This is a genomic window from Pseudoalteromonas caenipelagi (assembly GCF_013140855.1).
GTDB classification, from domain to species: domain Bacteria; phylum Pseudomonadota; class Gammaproteobacteria; order Enterobacterales; family Alteromonadaceae; genus Pseudoalteromonas; species Pseudoalteromonas caenipelagi.
The window spans coordinates 11,793-31,155 of record NZ_JABBPG010000011.1 but is presented as its reverse complement, the minus strand read 5'-3'; the positions used below and the strand labels follow the sequence as shown (position 1 = coordinate 31,155).

18 protein-coding genes are annotated in these 19,363 nt (G+C 41.7%); 12 read left to right on the top strand and 6 right to left on the bottom strand.

Translation table 11 applies throughout. The features are described from left to right. Position 1: 1 nt before the first annotated feature. Both mutM and HG263_RS19340 read right to left on the bottom strand, forming a co-directional pair. A complete protein-coding gene (gene mutM / locus HG263_RS19345; RefSeq protein ID WP_171627724.1) occupies positions 2-811 on the bottom strand; it encodes a bifunctional DNA-formamidopyrimidine glycosylase/DNA-(apurinic or apyrimidinic site) lyase in 810 nt (269 codons plus the stop codon). A 25-nt stretch (positions 812-836) separates the two neighbouring features. After that, entirely contained in the window at positions 837-1,316 is a 480-nt protein-coding gene (locus HG263_RS19340) for a hypothetical protein (protein ID WP_171627723.1), read from the bottom strand. A gap of 189 nt (positions 1,317-1,505) precedes the next feature. Between HG263_RS19340 and HG263_RS19335 the strand changes: the two genes are divergently transcribed. From HG263_RS19335 to HG263_RS19315, 5 genes are all read left to right on the top strand, one after another. Then, positions 1,506-2,426, top strand: a complete 921-nt coding sequence (locus HG263_RS19335; RefSeq protein WP_171627722.1) for a manganese-dependent inorganic pyrophosphatase — start codon at positions 1,506-1,508, stop codon at positions 2,424-2,426. Positions 2,427-2,495: 69 nt separating this feature from the next. Continuing rightward, positions 2,496-3,224 (top strand): helix-turn-helix domain-containing protein, encoded by a 729-nt coding sequence (locus tag HG263_RS19330; RefSeq protein WP_171627721.1) that lies wholly within the window; start codon positions 2,496-2,498, stop codon positions 3,222-3,224. A 65-nt stretch (positions 3,225-3,289) separates the two neighbouring features. Next, the gene (locus HG263_RS19325; RefSeq protein ID WP_171627720.1) at positions 3,290-4,015 is read left to right on the top strand and encodes a transglutaminase-like domain-containing protein; all 726 of its coding nucleotides are present in this window, start codon (positions 3,290-3,292) and stop codon (positions 4,013-4,015) included. Between the two features lie 85 nt (positions 4,016-4,100). After that, positions 4,101-4,832 (top strand): substrate-binding periplasmic protein, encoded by a 732-nt coding sequence (locus tag HG263_RS19320; RefSeq protein WP_246240035.1) that lies wholly within the window; start codon positions 4,101-4,103, stop codon positions 4,830-4,832. A 251-nt stretch (positions 4,833-5,083) separates the two neighbouring features. After that, on the top strand, positions 5,084-5,449 hold the full coding sequence (locus tag HG263_RS19315) for a hypothetical protein (protein WP_171627718.1): 366 nt from the start codon (positions 5,084-5,086) through the stop codon (positions 5,447-5,449). 129 nt (positions 5,450-5,578) lie between these two features. On the opposite strand, the gene HG263_RS19310 is transcribed toward HG263_RS19315, so the two are convergent. After that, positions 5,579-7,411: an alpha/beta hydrolase gene (locus tag HG263_RS19310; RefSeq protein WP_171627717.1), complete on the bottom strand. Its 1,833-nt coding sequence runs from the start codon at positions 7,409-7,411 to the stop codon at positions 5,579-5,581. Between the two features lie 124 nt (positions 7,412-7,535). Between HG263_RS19310 and HG263_RS19305 the strand changes: the two genes are divergently transcribed. Next, positions 7,536-9,545 carry a winged helix-turn-helix domain-containing protein gene (locus HG263_RS19305; RefSeq protein WP_171627716.1) on the top strand — a complete coding sequence of 670 codons (2,010 nt, stop codon included), beginning with the start codon at positions 7,536-7,538 and terminating at the stop codon, positions 9,543-9,545. 73 nt (positions 9,546-9,618) lie between these two features. Here HG263_RS19305 and rpmG read toward each other — a convergent pair whose 3' ends face one another. The 3 genes from rpmG to radC form a co-directional block, all read right to left on the bottom strand. After that, complete coding sequence (gene rpmG, locus HG263_RS19300) at positions 9,619-9,774, bottom strand: 50S ribosomal protein L33 (protein ID WP_152087164.1); 156 nt, start codon at positions 9,772-9,774, stop codon at positions 9,619-9,621. A gap of 12 nt (positions 9,775-9,786) precedes the next feature. Beyond that, entirely contained in the window at positions 9,787-10,023 is a 237-nt protein-coding gene (gene rpmB / locus HG263_RS19295; protein WP_058028557.1) for a 50S ribosomal protein L28, read from the bottom strand. 275 nt (positions 10,024-10,298) lie between these two features. Further along, positions 10,299-10,973 (bottom strand): RadC family protein, encoded by a 675-nt coding sequence (radC, locus tag HG263_RS19290; protein WP_171627715.1) that lies wholly within the window; start codon positions 10,971-10,973, stop codon positions 10,299-10,301. 137 nt (positions 10,974-11,110) lie between these two features. On the opposite strand from radC, the gene coaBC reads away from it, so the two are divergent. The 6 genes from coaBC (at position 11,111) to spoT (ending at position 19,362) form a co-directional block, all read left to right on the top strand. Then, positions 11,111-12,307 carry a bifunctional phosphopantothenoylcysteine decarboxylase/phosphopantothenate--cysteine ligase CoaBC gene (coaBC, locus tag HG263_RS19285; RefSeq protein ID WP_171627714.1) on the top strand — a complete coding sequence of 399 codons (1,197 nt, stop codon included), beginning with the start codon at positions 11,111-11,113 and terminating at the stop codon, positions 12,305-12,307. 129 nt (positions 12,308-12,436) lie between these two features. Beyond that, positions 12,437-13,027: a nucleoid occlusion factor SlmA gene (slmA, locus tag HG263_RS19280; protein WP_171627713.1), complete on the top strand. Its 591-nt coding sequence runs from the start codon at positions 12,437-12,439 to the stop codon at positions 13,025-13,027. 156 nt (positions 13,028-13,183) lie between these two features. Further along, positions 13,184-15,940: an alpha/beta hydrolase family protein gene (locus tag HG263_RS19275; RefSeq protein ID WP_171627712.1), complete on the top strand. Its 2,757-nt coding sequence runs from the start codon at positions 13,184-13,186 to the stop codon at positions 15,938-15,940. Between the two features lie 161 nt (positions 15,941-16,101). Continuing rightward, positions 16,102-16,725 (top strand): guanylate kinase, encoded by a 624-nt coding sequence (gene gmk, locus HG263_RS19270; RefSeq protein ID WP_171627711.1) that lies wholly within the window; start codon positions 16,102-16,104, stop codon positions 16,723-16,725. 91 nt (positions 16,726-16,816) lie between these two features. Continuing rightward, positions 16,817-17,092, top strand: coding sequence for a DNA-directed RNA polymerase subunit omega (gene rpoZ / locus HG263_RS19265; protein ID WP_171627710.1), 276 nt, complete (start codon positions 16,817-16,819; stop codon positions 17,090-17,092). Between the two features lie 167 nt (positions 17,093-17,259). After that, positions 17,260-19,362 (top strand): bifunctional GTP diphosphokinase/guanosine-3',5'-bis pyrophosphate 3'-pyrophosphohydrolase, encoded by a 2,103-nt coding sequence (gene spoT, locus HG263_RS19260; RefSeq protein WP_171627709.1) that lies wholly within the window; start codon positions 17,260-17,262, stop codon positions 19,360-19,362. Position 19,363 lies beyond the last annotated feature (1 nt).

Genomic DNA, 19,363 nt, shown 5'->3' with positions numbered 1-19,363 from the left:
ACTATTTTTGACACTGAGGGCAGTAAACGGTACTTCGCTGCCCCAATCTGATTTCTTTGAGTTCAGACTCGCAACTTACACATGGCTTTCCCTTACGCCCGTACACCAGCAACTGCTGGGCAAAATAGCCAGGCTTTCCATCACTTTGCGCAAAGTCTTTTAATGTGGTTCCACCTTGGGTGATAGCCGCAGCGAGAGTTTCTTTAATGATTGGCGTCAGAACTTGATAACGTTTTAAAGACACTTTCCCCGCCTCTCGCTTGGGGTGAATACCCGCTTTAAATAGCGATTCATTGGCATAGATATTGCCAACCCCCACCACCACATGGTTATCCATAATAAATTGTTTTACTGGAATTTTTTTATTACGAGAGTACTCAAATAAGCGCTCTGCAGTAAACTCATCGGTTAAAGGTTCGGGACCAAGCTTGGCAAAAAGTGTGTGGCTTTGTTCAGGCTCCTGCCACAAACATGCCCCAAAGCGGCGCGCATCATTGAGTCTCAATGCTTTACCATTGCTAAAATGAAATTCGATATGATCATGTTTTTTAAGTACTTCACCTTGTTCTACCACGCGTAGATGCCCCGACATCCCCAAATGTAAAATCACACTGCCTTTGTCAGTATCCAGTAACAAGTATTTGGCTCGCCTGCGCACCGAGTTGATAGTTAGCCCTTCAATGCTTTTCACCTCGTCTGGCACAGGCCAACGCAAACTTCCATTATGGATCAAAACTTTATCAACAGTTTGTTGTTCAATATGGGGCGTAATGCCTAATCGGCTCACTTCAACTTCGGGTAGTTCCGGCATATGTTACTCAATAAAATAATTAGCTTTACGAATCAGACAATGACAAAGGCGCAAACAATTGCTGTGCTTGCTCAGTGCTTAACAATAGCCAATGTTGTTGCTGCTTATCAAACAAGTAGTAGTGCTGGTTGTCATAGTACAGCTGATAACTTAACGGTAGCTCCTCTGAGGCAAGCCAAAAGCGCGCTACACTCAGCGCTTTATCAGCACTTAACGACACATTGCTCACCTCAAGCTCTGCACTTTGCCACAGCGTTACCAGAGCTTGAAGTTGCTCAGCATTCGCTTGCCAAGGCCCATCTATACGCCAAGATGTACCGATACGTTCAATTTTATAGCCAGGAAATGCCAAAGTTAATACAAAACTCTGCTCTGGCAATAAACGCTGTAGTCCAATCGGCGCTTCTTCTGGGTTTAATTTATGATGTATCCCGTTTAAAAAAAATATCATCAGCAACATAGAAAAAATAACTACGTTGTTCCAAGCTTTGCGCGTTAAGCCCATTACCCACTCCTTAATCATCTTTTATGAGTGTAACGGAAATTTTCTTTAAGCAGAATACGCATCAAATTTTGGCAAAAACATTTTTAATATTCATAGATATAGCACTTATGTCTAAAATCCATGCAATTAGTATTTTATTAGCGACATTCTTTGCTAAAATAGCGGGCAAAATTTAAGGAGTTCCGTCAAATGGCAATGTATGTAGTGGGTCATAAGATCCCAGATTCAGATTCGATTTGTGGTGCAATTGCACTGGCATATTTAAAAAACAAAATTGGTGAAGCAGCAATCCCTACTCGTTTAGGCGAAGTATCACCTGAGACACAGTTTATTCTTGACCGTTTTGGTTTTGACGCACCTGAATTAAAAATGAGCTACGCAGGTGAAGAAGTTTATATTGTTGACCACACTGAAAAAACTCAAGCACCAGATGATATCGATCAAGCAACGGTAGTGGGTGTTGTTGATCACCACAAGTTAGGCGACTTAACGACTTCTACACCACTTGAATGCTGGATCCGCCCAGTAGGTTGTAGCAACACTATTATTAAGATGATGTATGATTTCTATGGTGTTGAAATTCCAAAAGATATCGCGGGCATCATGATGTGCGCTATCCTAAGTGACACGGTTATCTTTAAATCGCCCACATGCACCACTGCCGATATCAAGTGTGTTGAAGCATTAGCTGAGATCGCTGGTGTTGAAGATTTCAAAGAACTTGGCATGGACATGTTCAAAGTAAAGTCTGCAGTTGAAGGTACACCTGCTCGCGACCTTGTTATGCGTGACTTTAAAGATTTCAACATGAACGGCAAGCTGGTTGGTATCGGCCAGCTAGAGGTGATTGACCTTTCTGTATTTGATGAGATCAAAGCCGATCTTGAAGCTGACATCGCCAAGCTTAAAGAAGAAGGCAGTCGTCATTCAGTATTATTACTGTTAACCGACATCATGAAAGAAGGCTCTCAAATGCTTATCGCTTCTGACGATGAAAGTATTATTGAAACAGCCTATGGCGTTAAACCTGAGCAAAGCCGTGTATGGTTAGACGGTGTACTGAGCCGTAAAAAGCAAGTTGTGCCCCCTCTACAAGACGCTTTTGCTTAATCACGCAAGCAAAAACGCGCTTTAAAAAAAACCGAAGCACCTGCTTCGGTTTTTTGTTATGGTCAAAATATGAAAACGCTATTTTTAGAACCCGGACTATTTGCCATTCGTACTCAGGTGCTAGACACTCAAATGCACCAGCATGCGCTCATACAACTTACTTTACCCGATCAGCAAAGCAGTTTGGCCGTTGTAAACCAAGCACCAGTTCATAATATGATTAGTCTCCTAAAAGCGAATATTCCTCACCAGCTAACCATGCAACAAGGTTGGGTCATACTTATCGAACCAAGTAGCCAGCTTGGCATACAGGCAAGTAACCTGTTAGCAAACAATGATGTAGTAACTTGGCCGCTTAACGCGCAAGACAATAATTCGAATAACCTCACCGACTTGCTGGCGCGCGTTAAACTCACCTATACCACCAACACAGAACTGTACGATGCACATTTAGACCCACGTATTACCGCTTTGTTAAAGCAGCTCAATCGGTGCTTTAATCAAGACTGCCTCAAGCCCGAACATTGGCTTGCAAAAGATATTGCACAGTCATTAGGTTTATCCAAATCTCGCTTTTTGCATGTTTTTAAAGACAATATGCAGCTACCATGGCGACCGTATTTGTTGTGGCGTCGACTTATGTGTGCGATTCAATCACTCAGTCGCGGCGAAACCGCAACGCAAGCTGCATATATCGCAGGTTTTGCCGACAGCGCACACCTTAGCAGAACTTTCAAAAAGCAATTTGGTATCACTTTACGAAGCGCTATAGCCTGTGTAAAAAAATCAACCTCATAGCCAGTTTATTCAAGTTTTTCTCCACATTGGCTGACATACTGCTCAAAAAACCGAGGAGTAAAACGATGCAAGAATACCTATCAGACACACATTTACTTGATTTTAAGCATCCAACTATCCAAGCCCTGATAAATGAGCAAGGATGGCTTGATATAGAGCGCTATAACGCACTGCAAGATATCTATCACTTTGTTAAAGATGACGTTGTATTTGGCTATAGTGCCCACGATATCCTAAAGGCGTCTGATGTATTAAAAGATGGCTATGGGCAATGCAATACCAAAGGCACATTACTAATGGCGCTTCTACGAGCTGTCGGTATCCCCTGTCGCTTACAAGGCTTTACCATTAGTAATAACCTCAAATCAGGGGTTATGCCAAAGTGGATCCTCCTGTTTGCGCCCAAAGAAATTATCCATAGTTGGGTCGAGGTGTTTATTGAAGGGCAATGGCTCGAGTTAGAAGGCTATATCATTGATAGACAATACTTGAGCGCCATTCAACAACGCTTCAAACACCACCACGGCACATTTATTGGTTATGGTATCGCAACACCTTGTTTGCAAAATCCCGACAATGAATTTAACGGTGAAAGTACCTATATTCAAAAAGAAAGCATCATTAAATCTCTTGGCCATTTTAATGAGCCAGACTCATTTTATTGTAAATTTAGTAACTTAGCAGGGATTAAAAAATGGCTTTACCAGCTTGTTTTTCGGCACATTATAAATCTAAATATTAAGCATTTGAGACAGACTTGTGACGTTACCAATAGTGGCAAAACGGCATGAATTATTACATTCAATATTTAGCAACTAAACTTACGATATTGAGCATTCAATCACGCACTTTATGAAATATTCACAGCGGTCTTATTTGAGATTCAAACACTTACTTGGCAGCCTATTATTAAGTTCGACTTTATTAGCAGCTCAGCCGTTGGTTTTAGTAAGTAGCGAGGGCCCACCTCATACCATTAATAACGATACACATAGTGGTATCGATCTTGATGTTACTAAGGCAGTCCTCAAGCGTATGGGCTATGAAGTAAAGCTGTTGTTTGTACCCTTAGGCCGTGCACAGATGATGGTAAAAACAGCTGATGCCGACTTAATGGCACCCATTTTTCAAACCAAAGACAGTGAGAACTTTTATATCAGTGACACTATCGTGACCTACAAACCCATGGTTTTTTCATTGAAAAGTGCACACCTATCGCCAACAAGTATTACCGACCTGAGAGATTATGCCGTTATTACCTTCCAAGGTGCGCCTGGCTATTTTGGAGAGGAGTTTAAAGCGATGTCTAAACAGGCAGACTACGTAGAGTCTGCTCAAATGGCAGTGATCCCCAACCTGCTGAGTAAAGGGCGCTTTGATTTTGCCGTGCTAGATAAATATATTTTTTACTACTTTTACCGCTTAAATAATAAAGAACGCTCAGTTGAAGGCTTTAAGGAACATTCACTGATCCCCCCAGTTAACGCCAGCGTAGCCTTTAAAAGTGCCACTTTACGAGATGCCTTTAATCATGAATTAATACGTTTCAAAGAAGAAAAACACTATCAAAGTATCGTAAAGCATTACTTAGGCTATATTCCTTTTTAACGCATAATAGTAGCAGGAGAAATTGCAGTACAAATATTTTTTCAAAAAAAAAAGCGCACGATTGGCATCGCTCAACCAATCCAAACTCTGTTTTTATCTGCATTTGAAATAGGTACAACCTCCTGAGCAGCTGCTTTATAATGCTCAGGCTAATACCGATTTTTCCATTTAAATAGCACGTTATTATACATGCTATTGATGTTAACAACTTTTACATAGCGACTTAAAGTCAATAACTCGAGATAACCAATATGAAATTAAAAACAATTAGCTTGTGCGGCTTATTTGCGAGCTTTAACTCTCTGGCTGGCGCACTTATATGCACAGGAACTGTTGATGAACTTGCTTTTCACAGCAATGATCGGTTCATGGTAAAACTGAGCAGCATGAATGCACCTGTTTTTTTTTGTAATTCTGAGAAAGCATGGACTGTGGATGGAGCTCCAGATATCACAAGCCCAGAAACGTGCAAAATGTTGTATTCCTCTTTTTTGGCAGCAAAAGCAGCGAAAACTCACATTCCGCGTTTGCACATAGAAGGAGTACAAGTGCCAAGTGATTGTAATCGTTTTGCACCATGGAGTGGAGTCAGTATTCGATATGTAAAGTTTGAGTAGTCAATATTGTCATAGTAGTTGAATTCCTGCCAAAGAATTATCAAGAGGCGAAAAAAGCCGCTTTTGCGGCTTTAACACTGGGGAAATAGTCACATACTGCCTGTGAACTTATCTAAACCATGCTTTGAACTACTCTCTAGCAAGCATCTTAGTTAATGCTTCGATTACTGTTTCAGGATGTTCAAATAAAACTTGATGACTGGCATTTTCTAACGCGAAGTAATCACCTTGTGTTTGTTGCGTAATATCTTTACTCCACTGCGTTCCTTCTGTTTGCCACTTTATTAAGCCTTGTTTTGTTTCTTCTTCCTCTGCACTGGCGATATCTAAGCGCTCAAAGTCACTATCAATAATACTAACGGGTACCGTTAAGTTATTGGCAAGGTAACGTGATGCTTCTAAATCATCGTAATAGTTCATCATTTCTTTGATACGAGTTATTTGTTTAGAAATTTCTGCGCGCTGCGTCGTTACTGCATCATAATAATCCCAGTCCATCATAGGCATATTGTTTGGTGAAATAAGTCCTTCTATTTCTTCACGCTCAAGCGCAACCCGTTCAACCGTTCGCTCAGTCCAAGGTCCCTCTGATACATGCTCTATAAACTCTTGTTTATATTCGCGCATGTAAGAAACATATCCAGACTGATACTGAGCAATGGAGTGCGGAAGTAAAATATCTGGATCAACCCAAATCATCCCCTTGGTCGTTACCGACTCATTAGGAAGGTTTTGATACATAAGTGTTGCTAAATTACTATTTGCAAAGGCGATAAAAATGACTGACTCAACCTTTAATGCTTCTAGTAGCTTGGGAAGGTCTTGAGCAAACGATGCAAATGATGGCTCTTCTACTTCACTGCTCCAGGCATTATTAAGCCTATCGACCACATGCACTTTACCGTGCTCTGCTAGCATTGGTTGAATTAGCGCAGTCCACGCAGAATCACTGTGAAAGAACTTATTAGCACCTGATAACACTACAATATCGCTTTTACCGTTACTTTGCCCCATAGTTCTCACATGATAATCACCAGTGTCTAATCTATATAATGCAGAATGCTCGGGTAACTGAATATCACTGCTATTATCAAAAAATGTCAGTACTTCTCTAGAGGTATTAAAGTTCTTAAATGTCCAAGTGTGTGTACCGCCTAAAATAGTTATAAGTTTGTTCGTTATAGGCAACTCATTACGATAAACTCGCTCAATCACATTGTGAACCAAAGCTTTCTCAGCATATTCACCGTCTATTAGATTTTGCTTTGCAATGTAGTCGATTGCACTTGGCGCAGAGATCAAACCAAAATTGCTATGCTTAAGCCCTCCATAAGGCAACGTTTTATCTTGCTGTCCCATGACCATCATATAATTGGTTGGCTCAGCAATGTTACACATCAAAGACAGCTGCTCAGACATTGGAGAAGCCACACTCGCAACCCCTTTAAACAACTCACTATGTTTACACATCATATTTTGGCTAAATAACCCACCCTGAGAAAAGCCCACTGCATAGTTTTCGCCTTCAAGTAAGTTGTACTCGGTATGCATTTCATTCACGATATCCACGACAAACTCAACATCCTTAGCGTCCAGTCGATGCGCAACGTTGCATAGGCAGCCATCATCCCATTCTACCTCCTTAGATTTAGGGTAAACCACAATGTAGTCATCACTGAGTTTTTCAAAACGTGCCATGTTCTGCATGCTCAAAGCACTGCCGCCAGAACCATGAAATGCGAGCAGCAGTTTGTATGCTTTTTTTTCATTAAATCCAGACTCAGGAAAAGCAATGCGATAATGTCGGCCATCTCGTGACACAATTTTCGTATTTTCACTCGGCTGGATAACACCGCCTTGCCCTGTCTGTGCTGAACTGTCATTATTGTCGTGAGCTACTTTGCTGCCACCACACGCGGTTAAACAAACGGCCAAAACGACACTAGGTAATAGTCTTAACATGTTATTCTCCTCAAGTTTTGCCATTACCCTAGTGCACTTGCTACAGTGATACTTAACGATTTATCGATTTAATCGTTACCATTTCATTACCTAAAATAAAAATAATTTAATCATAAGCTTACTGATGAACTACCAAATAAATGACATAGTATTTGACACTGCACAGCGTACGCTCAGTTATCAAAATAAGACGATTCAGTTAGAAGCAAAGTCGTATGAATTGCTTGTGGTGTTCATCACCCACACCCAAGAAGTACTTTCGAGAGATAAATTAATAGCGCTTGCATGGCAAGGCAGTGTTGTGTCGGATGGTGCAGTGAATAAAGCCATTTCTAAGCTCAGACAACATTTTGAGCAACTACAACCAAATACCGAATTTATTATCACCAAACCAAAGTTTGGCTATCAATTGGGTTTTGACGCTCAACAAATTGCCAAGGACGCCGAGTATCAACAGCGTCATATCAGCCATAGGACTTATTTAAGTCGCTACCTTGTGCTTTTGCTATTGGGTATCCTGAGTATCGTTATTTTGGCATTCGCTTTAGTAAATAAGGAGGAAGCTGCGCAGCTTAGTGTGCAACTTGAACGTATTACGGCGCATGATGGCTTTGAGCAGAACTTGAGTGCCAGTAATTACTCCCAAGTATTATTCTTATCGTCACCCACGAATAATCAACCTAGGCGAGTCGTTTTACAGTCACTCAAAGATAACTCACAGCACGTGCTTCCTATTAATATGGAAGATTTCACCTTTGCAAGTCTCAGCCCTTCAGGTGCGTCTATGATGTGGGTCGCACAAAATGAGCAAACCTGTAAGATAATGCGCTACAACTTTGCCACAGGTAGTCAGCAAACGGTGTTTAACTGTTCAGACATGCAAAATGTTAGACTCAGCTGGCAAGCAAATGAGCTGGCTATATTCATTCGCGCACGAAAAAATAATGCTTCACCTTATATTATTCATAAATTGATGTTAGCGACAAACAGCCTACAGCAATTATCTTTGCCACTGCAGCATGCTCAGATGAAAGGTGATTTTTTACTGGCTGCTCACCCCAGACACCCTCTTCTTGCCTACGCTCGATACGTTGAATCAAGCCTGAGTGAAATTCACATCGTAAATAGCAATACTTTAGAAACTGTTGCAATTCACCCGCTAAAACACATGGTGAATACGATAACTTGGAGCAGTCAGAGTGATCACCTTTTTATTGCCGATAAAAAAATCCTATATCGTTTAAACGCTAATACAGGAGAAATAGAACACATTAAACAATTGAGCTACCCGATTGAGTCCATTGCTGCAACCACGCGTGATGCAAAAGAGCTGATACTAGTGAGTCAGTATCATGCCAGCTCATCAATCCAAAGCTACAATATCAAGACCAAACATGTGACCAATGTTTTTAGCAACGCAGCCTTAAACCGCTTACCAAGACATGACCAAAATGGCCTTTTATTTATATCTGATATGGGTAAAGAGCATGCCCTTTGGCGCTACCAAGATAAAAAATTAACCCGCTTAAACATCCCTTTTGAGTTTGGCTTCAATCGATATCATGTTGCCTATAATGCACATAGTATGGTGTTTGAGAAACTCGGCGCTGTCTATGAGTATGATTTCACTCATAACACACTTACAAACCTCATTAGTGCTGAGCATCAAGCCTATGCACCAAACTATGGTATGAGCGAGCAAGACATTCTTTATAGCAGTAATAAAACAGGTCAATGGCAACTTTGGCAATACAACAAAGGTAGCGCATCACATCAGCAGTTAACAAAAAATGGTGGATATAGTGGCTATTTTTATAATGGCCAGTTGTACTTTAGTAAGCGTAATCAAGCTGGCATGTGGACTTTAGAGTCTGGGGCGGAAAAACTGTTAATTAAAGATTTTAGCAATATCAATTGGCTGAACTGGCAAGTCATCAACGGCAATGTGTATTTTTATAAAAGAGGCTCAGGCATTTGGCAATATAATATAGACAGCCAAGTAGAGCAGTTGCTCATGAGTGAACCAGAAGGCTTTATTCATCAATACGATGTAAGCGATGATGAAAAGTATATTGTGTATGCACAGCTGCAACCCATGCAGGGAGATATACAAGCAGTGATACTAAACTGGTAATAATCGAATATTTTTAATAGAAAAACAAAAACCCAGCCGAGGCTGGGTTTTTAGTATTCTGTAAAAAGCAAAATTACTTGATTTTTGCTTCTTTGAAAACCACGTGCTTACGAACCTTAGGATCGTATTTTTTGATTTCCATTTTTTCAGGCATGTTACGCTTGTTCTTGTCGGTAGTGTAGAAATAACCAGTACCAGCAGTTGAAACTAAACGGATCTTATCACGCATGATTCAAGCTCCTTAAACTTTTTCGCCGCGAGCACGGATATCTACTAATACCGCGTCGATGCCTTTCTTATCGATAATACGCATACCTTTAGTAGTAGTACGTAATGTAACGAAACGTTTTTCGCTTTCAACCCAGAAACGGTGTGTTTGTAGGTTAGGTAGGAAGCGACGCTTAGTAGCGTTGCGCGCGTGTGAACGGTGGTTACCTACCACTGGGCGCTTACCTGTAACTTGACAGACTTTAGACATGTCTATGTATCTCCAATAACTTCGCTCGAGCTTAATTTTCCCTTGGACCTTAACTGCGTAGGCCCCGGGGTAAATCAGAGGGCGCTCTTTATACAGCATCTACAGGCAGAGATCAAGGATCTGATCCTATCTAATCAGCTCATGTGTAAATTTGATAGCGGCCAATTATAATGATCGAATGCCCCTTAGGAAAGCAAAAACTGCATTTAAATTAAACTAATTTGTAAAAAGCCACGCAAAGTGATGTTTTTTACAACTTTGTTGACAAAAACAAGCTAGATTAAGCCCCGTTGCGCAAAAGAAATACACTGTTCTCCTGCAACAATGAGATGATCAAGTACATTTATGTCTACCAAAGCCAGTGCATTTTGCAGTTTTTTAGTAATTAATTTGTCAGCTTGGCTTGGTTCTGCCACCCCTGAAGGGTGATTATGCGCAAAAATAAGCGACGCTGCGTTGTATTTTAGAGCCGCTTTGACCACTTCTCTTGGATAAACACTCGCAGCATTGATAGTCCCTCTAAATAATACTTCGTCTTTTATTAAGCGATTTTGATTATCTACATACAGCGCCATAAACACTTCATGATCTAAGCCTCGAAGCTGAATTGACAAATAATCAGTCACTGCGTCAGGAGAACTGAATAGAGTGTCTCTTTGACAGCGCTCTTTTAAATAACGCTTGCTCAGCTCCAATACAGCTTGTAACTGCACATACTTTGCTTCACCTAACCCTTTATGTGTACAAAAATCGCTTAAGCTCGCGTTAAATAAATTACTTAAAGTGTGGTTTTGTTTAAGCAGAGATTGCGCTAGTTCAACAGCATTCATCCCACTTACACCTGTACGCAGAAAAATAGCTAATAGCTCTGCATCTGACAGCGCATCTGGTCCTAGGTTGAGGAGTTTCTCGCGGGGGCGCGCATGCGCGGGTATTGTATGTAATTGCATCTCTAGTCCTTAGAGTTGGGTGTCCTTAGAGCATAAAGTGTAGTTTGCTTCAATGAATATTCAATCTTCCATTAGTGCCATCAATATTGAGGCTGTGTTATCTTTACCACTTAGACAAATTACTCTGGATTTAGGACATGAGCCAACAACGTAAAAATATTGTGCTAGGGATCAGTGGCGGTATTGCAGCCTATAAATGTGCAGAACTGGTGAGACGCTTAAAAGAGCAAAATTGCGTTGTAAAAGTCGTCATGACCGACTCCGCAAAACACTTCATCACGCCATTGACAATGCAAGCAGTGTCTGGCGAGCCCGTCGCCGACTCACTCCTAGATCCAAATGCAGAAGCTGCTATGGGCCATATTGAGCTGGCCAAATGGGCTGACCTTATTTTAGTCGCGCCCGCCAGTTGCAACATCATTGCTAAAATGGCCCATGGTCTTGCCGATGATTTGTTAACCACTTTATTATTGGCAACGCCCGCACAGGTAGCAATTGCACCGGCGATGAATCAGCAAATGTATGCGCACGCTGCGACTCAGGCTAATATACAAACGCTCACCTCTCGCGGTGTAAAAATATGGGGCCCTGGTAAGGGTGAACAGGCTTGTGGTGATGTGGGTTCTGGTCGTATGTTAGAGCCTCATGAGTTGGTTGATTTATGTATAGCCCCTGAACCTGCCACGGTACTGGCAGATGTCACTGTCACAATTACGGCAGGCCCCACTCGAGAAGCACTTGATCCTGTACGTTTTATCAGTAATCACAGCTCTGGAAAAATGGGCTACGCTTTGGCTCAAGCAGCCTTATTTCTCGGCGCTAAAGTTAACTTGATTTCTGGCCCTGTTGCTATTGCTCCCCCCAGCGGTGCAGAGGTTTTTGCCGTCGAAAGCGCAATACAGATGCGAGATACTGCACTAAAGCTGGCTAGTGAATCAGATATTTTTATTGGCTGTGCTGCAGTTGCTGATTATCGAGTAGCGCAGGTGGCCGAGCAAAAAATCAAAAAGCAAGGCGATGAAATGAATATCACTATGGTTAAAAACCCAGATATTATCGCTGAAGTCGCGGCATTAACTAAACATAGACCATACACTGTTGGCTTTGCAGCCGAAACACAAAATGTTGATCAATATGCTCAAGGCAAACTAAAAAACAAAAACTTAGATATGATCTGTGCCAACGATGTATCACGCCAAGGGCTCGGCTTTAACGCAGACAACAACGCGCTAACACTATTCTGGCCTGATGAAAGCTTAGAGTTACCAGTGGCAGATAAGCAAGCGCTCGCTATGAGTGTATTAATGGAAATTATAAAAAGGCTTGATTATTAAGTACATAAAAGCAACTTTTTAAAATACTGGCACCAAGCTGAATAAAGCATTAACATAAGGCCCCGAGCAATAGGTGTGAGCTGCTTGGGGTTTGCACTGACCATAATAACGATAACGAAAGGAAAGTTCATGCCAGCGACTAAACGCAGTAATCGCAAAGAGCAAATACTACAATCTCTCGCACAAATGCTTGAAACTAGCCCAGGTCAACGCATCACGACAGCTAAACTAGCTGCTGAAGTGGGTGTATCCGAAGCCGCACTTTACCGTCATTTCCCGAGTAAAGCACGTATGTTTGAAGGATTAATAGAGTTCATTGAAGATACCCTTTTGTCACGTATCAACCTCATTTTAGAAAATGAAAAAGAAACCCAAGGACGTATTTATAATATCTTAATGCTGCTACTCGCTTTTGCAGAAAAGAACCCTGGTATCACCCGTATTTTAACTGGTGATGCATTGCAGGGTGAACAAGAGCGACTCAGAGAGCGCGTTCAGAGCCTATTTGAAAAACTCGAAACACAATTCAAACAAGTGCTACGTGAAAGAAAGCTGCGAGAAGGCAAAGCGTTTACCACAGAGGAAGGCGCATTAGCTAACTTATTTTTGGCTTATGTTGAAGGTAAGATGAACCAATTTGTACGTAGCGATTTTAAATCTCTTCCAAGCAGTCAATTTGAAAAACAATGGATAGAGCTGCAAAAGATCTGGCTTGCCTGATCTGGCTGTCCTAATTACGACCAGTCAAACGTGTAAGAGATAATCACGCTCAAGTCGCCTCTTTATCTCTTACAATGCAACATTTGCCGCAACTGCCTTTAGAGACCAGGCTGACTTGTGTTAAAACAAAGTATGGTTAACTACAAGTCCAAACAAATGAAGTTTATACATTCTTTGCTCAGCGCCAGCATTATGTTCGCCAGCACCGTCTCTGCAACCGAAAAGTCATTACAATTTGAAGATGTTTTTGACTTTCGCTATGCCCACAACACCGTATTGTCTGACGATGGTCACTATCTGTCGTTTTCTGCCCAGCCATACAGAGGCGATAACGAAGGCCAAGTATATGATTTAAAAATCAATCAACTGATTGCAAGCGTGCCTCGTGGTTCAAAGCCACATATAAATAAATCAGCCACTTGGGTTGCATTTACACAAACCCCATCTTTGCTAGACCAAGAGACAGCATCAAAAAAAGAAAAGAAAAAGCTGCCAAAAAACCTCGTATTGGTAAACACCCAAACAAAACAACAACAAATGTTTGCAAACATAGTTGATTATCAACTCTCTGACGATGGCAACTGGCTAGTTTATCGAGAAAAAGTTTCCGACGCCGAAAAAAAATCGGACGCTAAAGACAATGCACAACCGAGTATCAAGGCTGATAAAAAAGACCAACTTCACACTTTGGTCATTGTAAACTTAAGCAATGAAAATACGCTTCGCATTGAGCACATCGGCAATTATGGTCTCAGCCCAACAAATAAGGGCGTGCTATTTAATCAACGCTCTGAAGATGGCAGTAAAAACCGCATTAGCTTCATTGAACTGAGTAACTCAAAGCAGAATGTGTTATTTGATGAACCGGGGATCACGTTGAGCCAAGTTGCTTGGCATCCAAAAGGGCAGCTTGTCGCATTTTATCAAGGCAACTATGTGAATAATGACCCACTGCGTCGTCACTATCAGCTGATGCTTTGGGATGCGGATAATAATGAAACACGTACTATAGCCAGTGACGAAGACTGGTTTAATGGTAAATCAGCGACTCTCGAATGGTCACAAGATGGCTCGCGTTTGTATTTTGAAAATCGTCCTGAACTTGAGAGTAAACCTAAAGAACTAAAGTATCACGACCAAGCCTCATTAACAGACTTTGACACGATTCGAGCACAAAAAGGCTTAAAAATTTGGCACAACAAAGACCCAGAAATAAAACCTCGCGAGATAAACACCTGGGAGAAGACGAACAAAAAGCGTCATTATCAAGCGGTTTACCACATAAATGGCCAACGCGTTGCCCAACTAACCGACGAGCAAGTGCCTAATTTAACGCTCAACACCGAAGCGCAATTTTTATTGGCAAGTAACGATATCCCCTATTTAAAACAAACTATGTATAAGGGGTTTTATGAAGATTACTATGCAGTACAAGTTGCAACGGGTGCCAAACATTTTATTGTAAAAGAGTCACCATTTCAGCCAAGCTTATCACCCACAGGTACGCATGCGGTGTATTTTGAAGATGCTCAAGTATGGCTTAAAGACTTACATGAACAAAAAGTAGCGCCTTTAACAGCGTCGGTGCGAGACGCTATTTTTGCTGATGATAGACACGATTACCCACAACCACAACCAGGTTATGGGTTCGCTGGTTGGCAACTTGATGGCGGCATCGTGTATGTATATTCCAAATATGATATTTGGGCATTCGATGTTAATACACGTCAAGCCAAACGACTCACACAAGGCCGAGAAACAAACACGCAATACCGTGTAGTGCAGCTAGATGACAAAAAAGTAGGTTTTAATAAAAACGAGACCTTAATACTTGCAGCGCACAACCTTGATAATAAACAAACCCATGTCGCTACTTTATCGCTCACTAATGGCGCTTTAACTACGGTTCTTGCCGATAAGGCACGCTTTGATGTTGTTAAAAAGGCTAAAAACGCTGACCAAGTCGTTTTTACCAAACAAACCTATCATCAGTTTCCTGACTTCTGGCACAGTAATCTTAACTTTGACAAGCCGCAAAAAATTACCGACCTAAATCCTCAGGTGAGTAACTTTGCATGGGGGCAAAAACCTGAGTTGGTGAAATACAAAGGCTATGATGGCGAAGACTTACAAGGCGTATTGATTAAGCCTGCTGGCTATAAAAAAGGTGATAAAGTCCCTGTGGTGATCTACTTCTATCGCTACATGAGTCAACGCATGTATGACTTCCCAAAAATGGAGCTAAATCATAGACCTAACTTCCCTATGTTTACTTCTAATGGTTACGCAATCTTTTTACCAGATATCCGCTTTGAAATCGGCCATCCTGGGCGTTCGTCAACACAAACGATGATCAATGCAGCGCAAAAGCTTATTGATATTGGCGTGGCCCACCCTGATAAAATTGGTTTGCAAGGCCACTCTTGGGCAGGCTACCAAAGTGCATTTATGGTTACCCAAACAGACATGTTTAAAGCGGTTGTATCTGGTGCGCCTGTTTCTAACATGACCTCAGCATACAGTGGCATTCGTTTAAAATCAGGACTTGCACGTCAATTCCAATATGAAACGGGGCAAAGTCGAATTGGTAAAACCTTAGTAGAAGCACCAGAATTATATATCGAGAATTCGCCAGTCTTCTTTGCTGATAAAGTGAACACTCCAATATTAATCATGTTTGGTGATGAAGATGGTGCCGTACCATGGCAAGAAGGTATTCAGTACTATCTTGCACTGCGCCGCTACGATAAAGATGCAATATTCCTGCAATATGAAGGTGAACCGCATCATTTAAAGCAGTTCCCAAACCAGTTAGATTTTTCTATTCGTATGATGGAATATTTTGACCATTATCTAAAAGGCGTACCAGCTGCGAGCTGGATAACGCAAGGCGAAGCCTACAAAGCTGAGTAACCTAAAAGGCCCAACTAACACTTGGGTCTTCTTAATGTTCTATCCGCCACTTTTCGTTAGGCACTAGCTTATATGGCACGTAACGTTTAAAATGCGCGTTTAGTTTAAATATTGGCTACGGTAAAGCTTCGCTTTGCCACTTCATTTAAGAGCAATATCCTATGACAACGACAACGCGTGGTAATCTCTTTATTTTGTCAGCGCCATCAGGTGCAGGAAAATCAAGTTTAATCAAAGCTCTGCTAGAAAAGCATCAAGATATAAAGGTGTCTGTATCTCACACCACGCGTGCTCCGCGTCCGGGAGAAAATAACGCTGAGCATTATCATTTTGTTTCGGTTGAACAATTCGAAGCCCTTATTGAACAAGGCGATTTCTTCGAGTGGGCAAAGGTGTTTGACAACTATTACGGCACGTCTAAAGCCGCAATCGAAGAACAACTAAATAGTGGCATTGATGTATTTTTGGATATCGACTGGCAAGGTGCCCAACAAGTTCGCAAGCTTGTACCCGAAGTTAAAACTATCTTTATCTTGCCGCCGTCTCAGCAAGAGCTTGAAAACAGATTAAATGGTCGTGGGCAGGATTCACAAGAAGTGATCGCAGCACGCATGGCACAGGCTAAATCAGAGAGTTCTCACTACAATGAGTTTGACTATGTATTAATCAATGATGATTTTGACACCACTCTTGGTCAGCTTGAGCATATCGTTATGGCTGCTCGCATGGAGCTAAAAGCTCAGCAAACACGTTATGCAGCACTTATTAGCGATCTTTTACGCTAAATTAGTGATAAATTTTAACCATCCACTTGGCGTAGCGGCTCCCTTGCAGTAAACTAGCCTTTTGGAAATGAATTAACTTTGGAGTGCTTCGATGGCTCGCGTAACTGTAGAAGATGCAGTAGATGCAATTGGTAACCGTTTTGATTTAATCTTGGTAGCAGCGCGTCGCGCTCGTCAAATCGCTGTAGGTGGTAAAGATCCTATGGTTGATCCTGAAAACGATAAGCCAACGGTTATCGCTTTGCGTGAAATTGAAAAAGGTCTTGTGAACAACTCTTCATTAGACGTAATTGACCGTGAAGAACAGCAAAACCAAGAAGCTGCAGAACTTGCAGCGGTTGCAGCTATTGTCGGCGGCAACAACTAAAACAGTTTTAGTTTTATGACAATGCCAGCATTTTTGCTGGCATTGTTGTTTTATAGCCCAATAAAAGCCGTACCTAAAAATAAAGTCTGGCCTAGTCGTTGGTTTATCTTTCATTTCATCGTATATTCGTTACATATCGATAACTTCACCGGAACACTGGAGCGTGAATGTATCTTTTTGAAGGCCTAAAAAAGAAAATCTCTGAGTATTTATCACCCGGCGACATAGAGCTTGTACAAAAAGCCTATGTAGTTGCTCGTGAAGCCCACGAGGGGCAAACTCGCTCAAGTGGCGAGCCCTATATCACCCATCCAGTTGAGGTGACGCAAATACTTGCCGGTATGCGCTTAGACCATGAAACACTGATGGCTGCATTGATGCATGATGTCATTGAAGATACTGATTTTAGCCAGCAAGACTTAGCGGAAATATTTGGTGATACCGTTGCTGAGCTTGTTGAAGGCGTCAGTAAGCTGGATAAGCTGAGCTTTAAAGACAAAAAACAGTTTCAGGCTGAGAACTACCGAAAAATGATCATGGCGATGACGCAAGATATCCGCGTTATCCTGATTAAACTTGCTGATAGAACTCACAATATGCGAACGCTCGGTGCATTAAGACCAGATAAGCGCCGTCGCATTGCCCGTGAAACGCTAGAAATTTTTGCCCCTATTGCGAACCGCTTGGGTATCCATGATATTAAGAATGAACTTGAGGATTTAGGCTTTCAAGCACTTTATCCTATGCGTCATCGTGCACTTAAGTCAGAAGTCGCCAAAGCGCGTGGTAACCGCAAAGAAGTGATCAGTAATATTCAAACTGAAATTGAATCGCGATTACAAGAATCAGGGATCCAAGCATCTGTTAGCGGACGTGAAAAGCACTTGTACAGTATTTATAAGAAAATGCTTAATAAAGAGCTCATGTTCAATGAAGTAATGGACATCTATGCGTTTAGAATAAATGTTGATAACCTAGATACCTGTTATCGCGTATTGGGTGTAGTACATAACTTATATAAGCCAATCGAAACACGCTTTAAAGACTATATTGCGGTGCCTAAAACTAATGGCTATCAATCGTTACATACCTCTTTAGTTGGCCCACATGGTATTCCAGTTGAAATCCAAATTCGTACCCACGATATGGATCATATGGCCGACAAAGGGGTCGCAGCGCATTGGATGTATAAGAAAGCCGGAGACAACGCCGGTCATACGGCCCAGCAACGCGCACGTCAATGGATGCAAAGCTTGCTTGAGTTGCAACAAAGCGCGGGCTCATCGTTTGAGTTTGTGGAAAACGTTAAAACTGAGCTCTTCCCAGAAGAAATCTACGTCTTTACGCCAGATGGTCGTATTGTTGAGCTACCAATGGGCGCAACCGCCGTTGACTTTGCCTATGCAGTACACACAGATGTAGGTAACACATGTGTTGGCGCTCGCGTTAATCGCAAACCTTACCCTTTGAGTAAAGCGCTTGATACAGGCCAGACTGTTGAGGTTATCACTAGCTCCGGGGCGCACCCAAATGCAACTTGGTTAAACTTTATCGTGACCGGTAAAGCCCGTTTAGGTGTACGTAATTATCTGAAAAGCCAACACCAAGAAGAAGCAATCCAGCTAGGAAGACGTCTGTTAGACTCAGCGTTAGGAGAGAGCAAGCTTGACGATATTCCACAAGAGAATATCGACCGTGTGCTTGAAGAGCATAAACTTGCAACTTTACTGGAGCTTTTGGTAGAAATTGGCACCGGTAATATTATGAGTGTGCTAATAGCAAAACGCCTGCTGCAAACTGATGACGGCATAGAAAATGTTGCAAAACGAGCCAAAGCCGCCATTATAGGTACAGAAGGTATGTTAGTAAATTACTCTAAGTGCTGCCGACCCGTACCAGGTGATGCGATTACAGCTTACGTAAGCCAAGGTAAAGGCTTAAACGTACACCGTCAAGAATGTAAAAACATCAAAGGCTGGGAGAACGAACGCTCTAAATACTTTGTTGTAAAATGGGAAGATAACCCAGAAAAAGAATACATTGCAGCACTGAGAGTAGAAATAATCAACCATCAAGGTGCATTAGCAAAACTCACTAATGTGGTAGCCAGTACGCAAGCTAATATCGTTGAAATAGCTACCGATGAAAAAGAAAGTAACTTATACGTGATAGATTTAGGCATAACCGTAAAAGACCGTATTCACGTCGCTAACATTATGCGCCGTATTCGCGTGATGCCAGATGTTCAACGCGTATATCGTAAGAAATAGG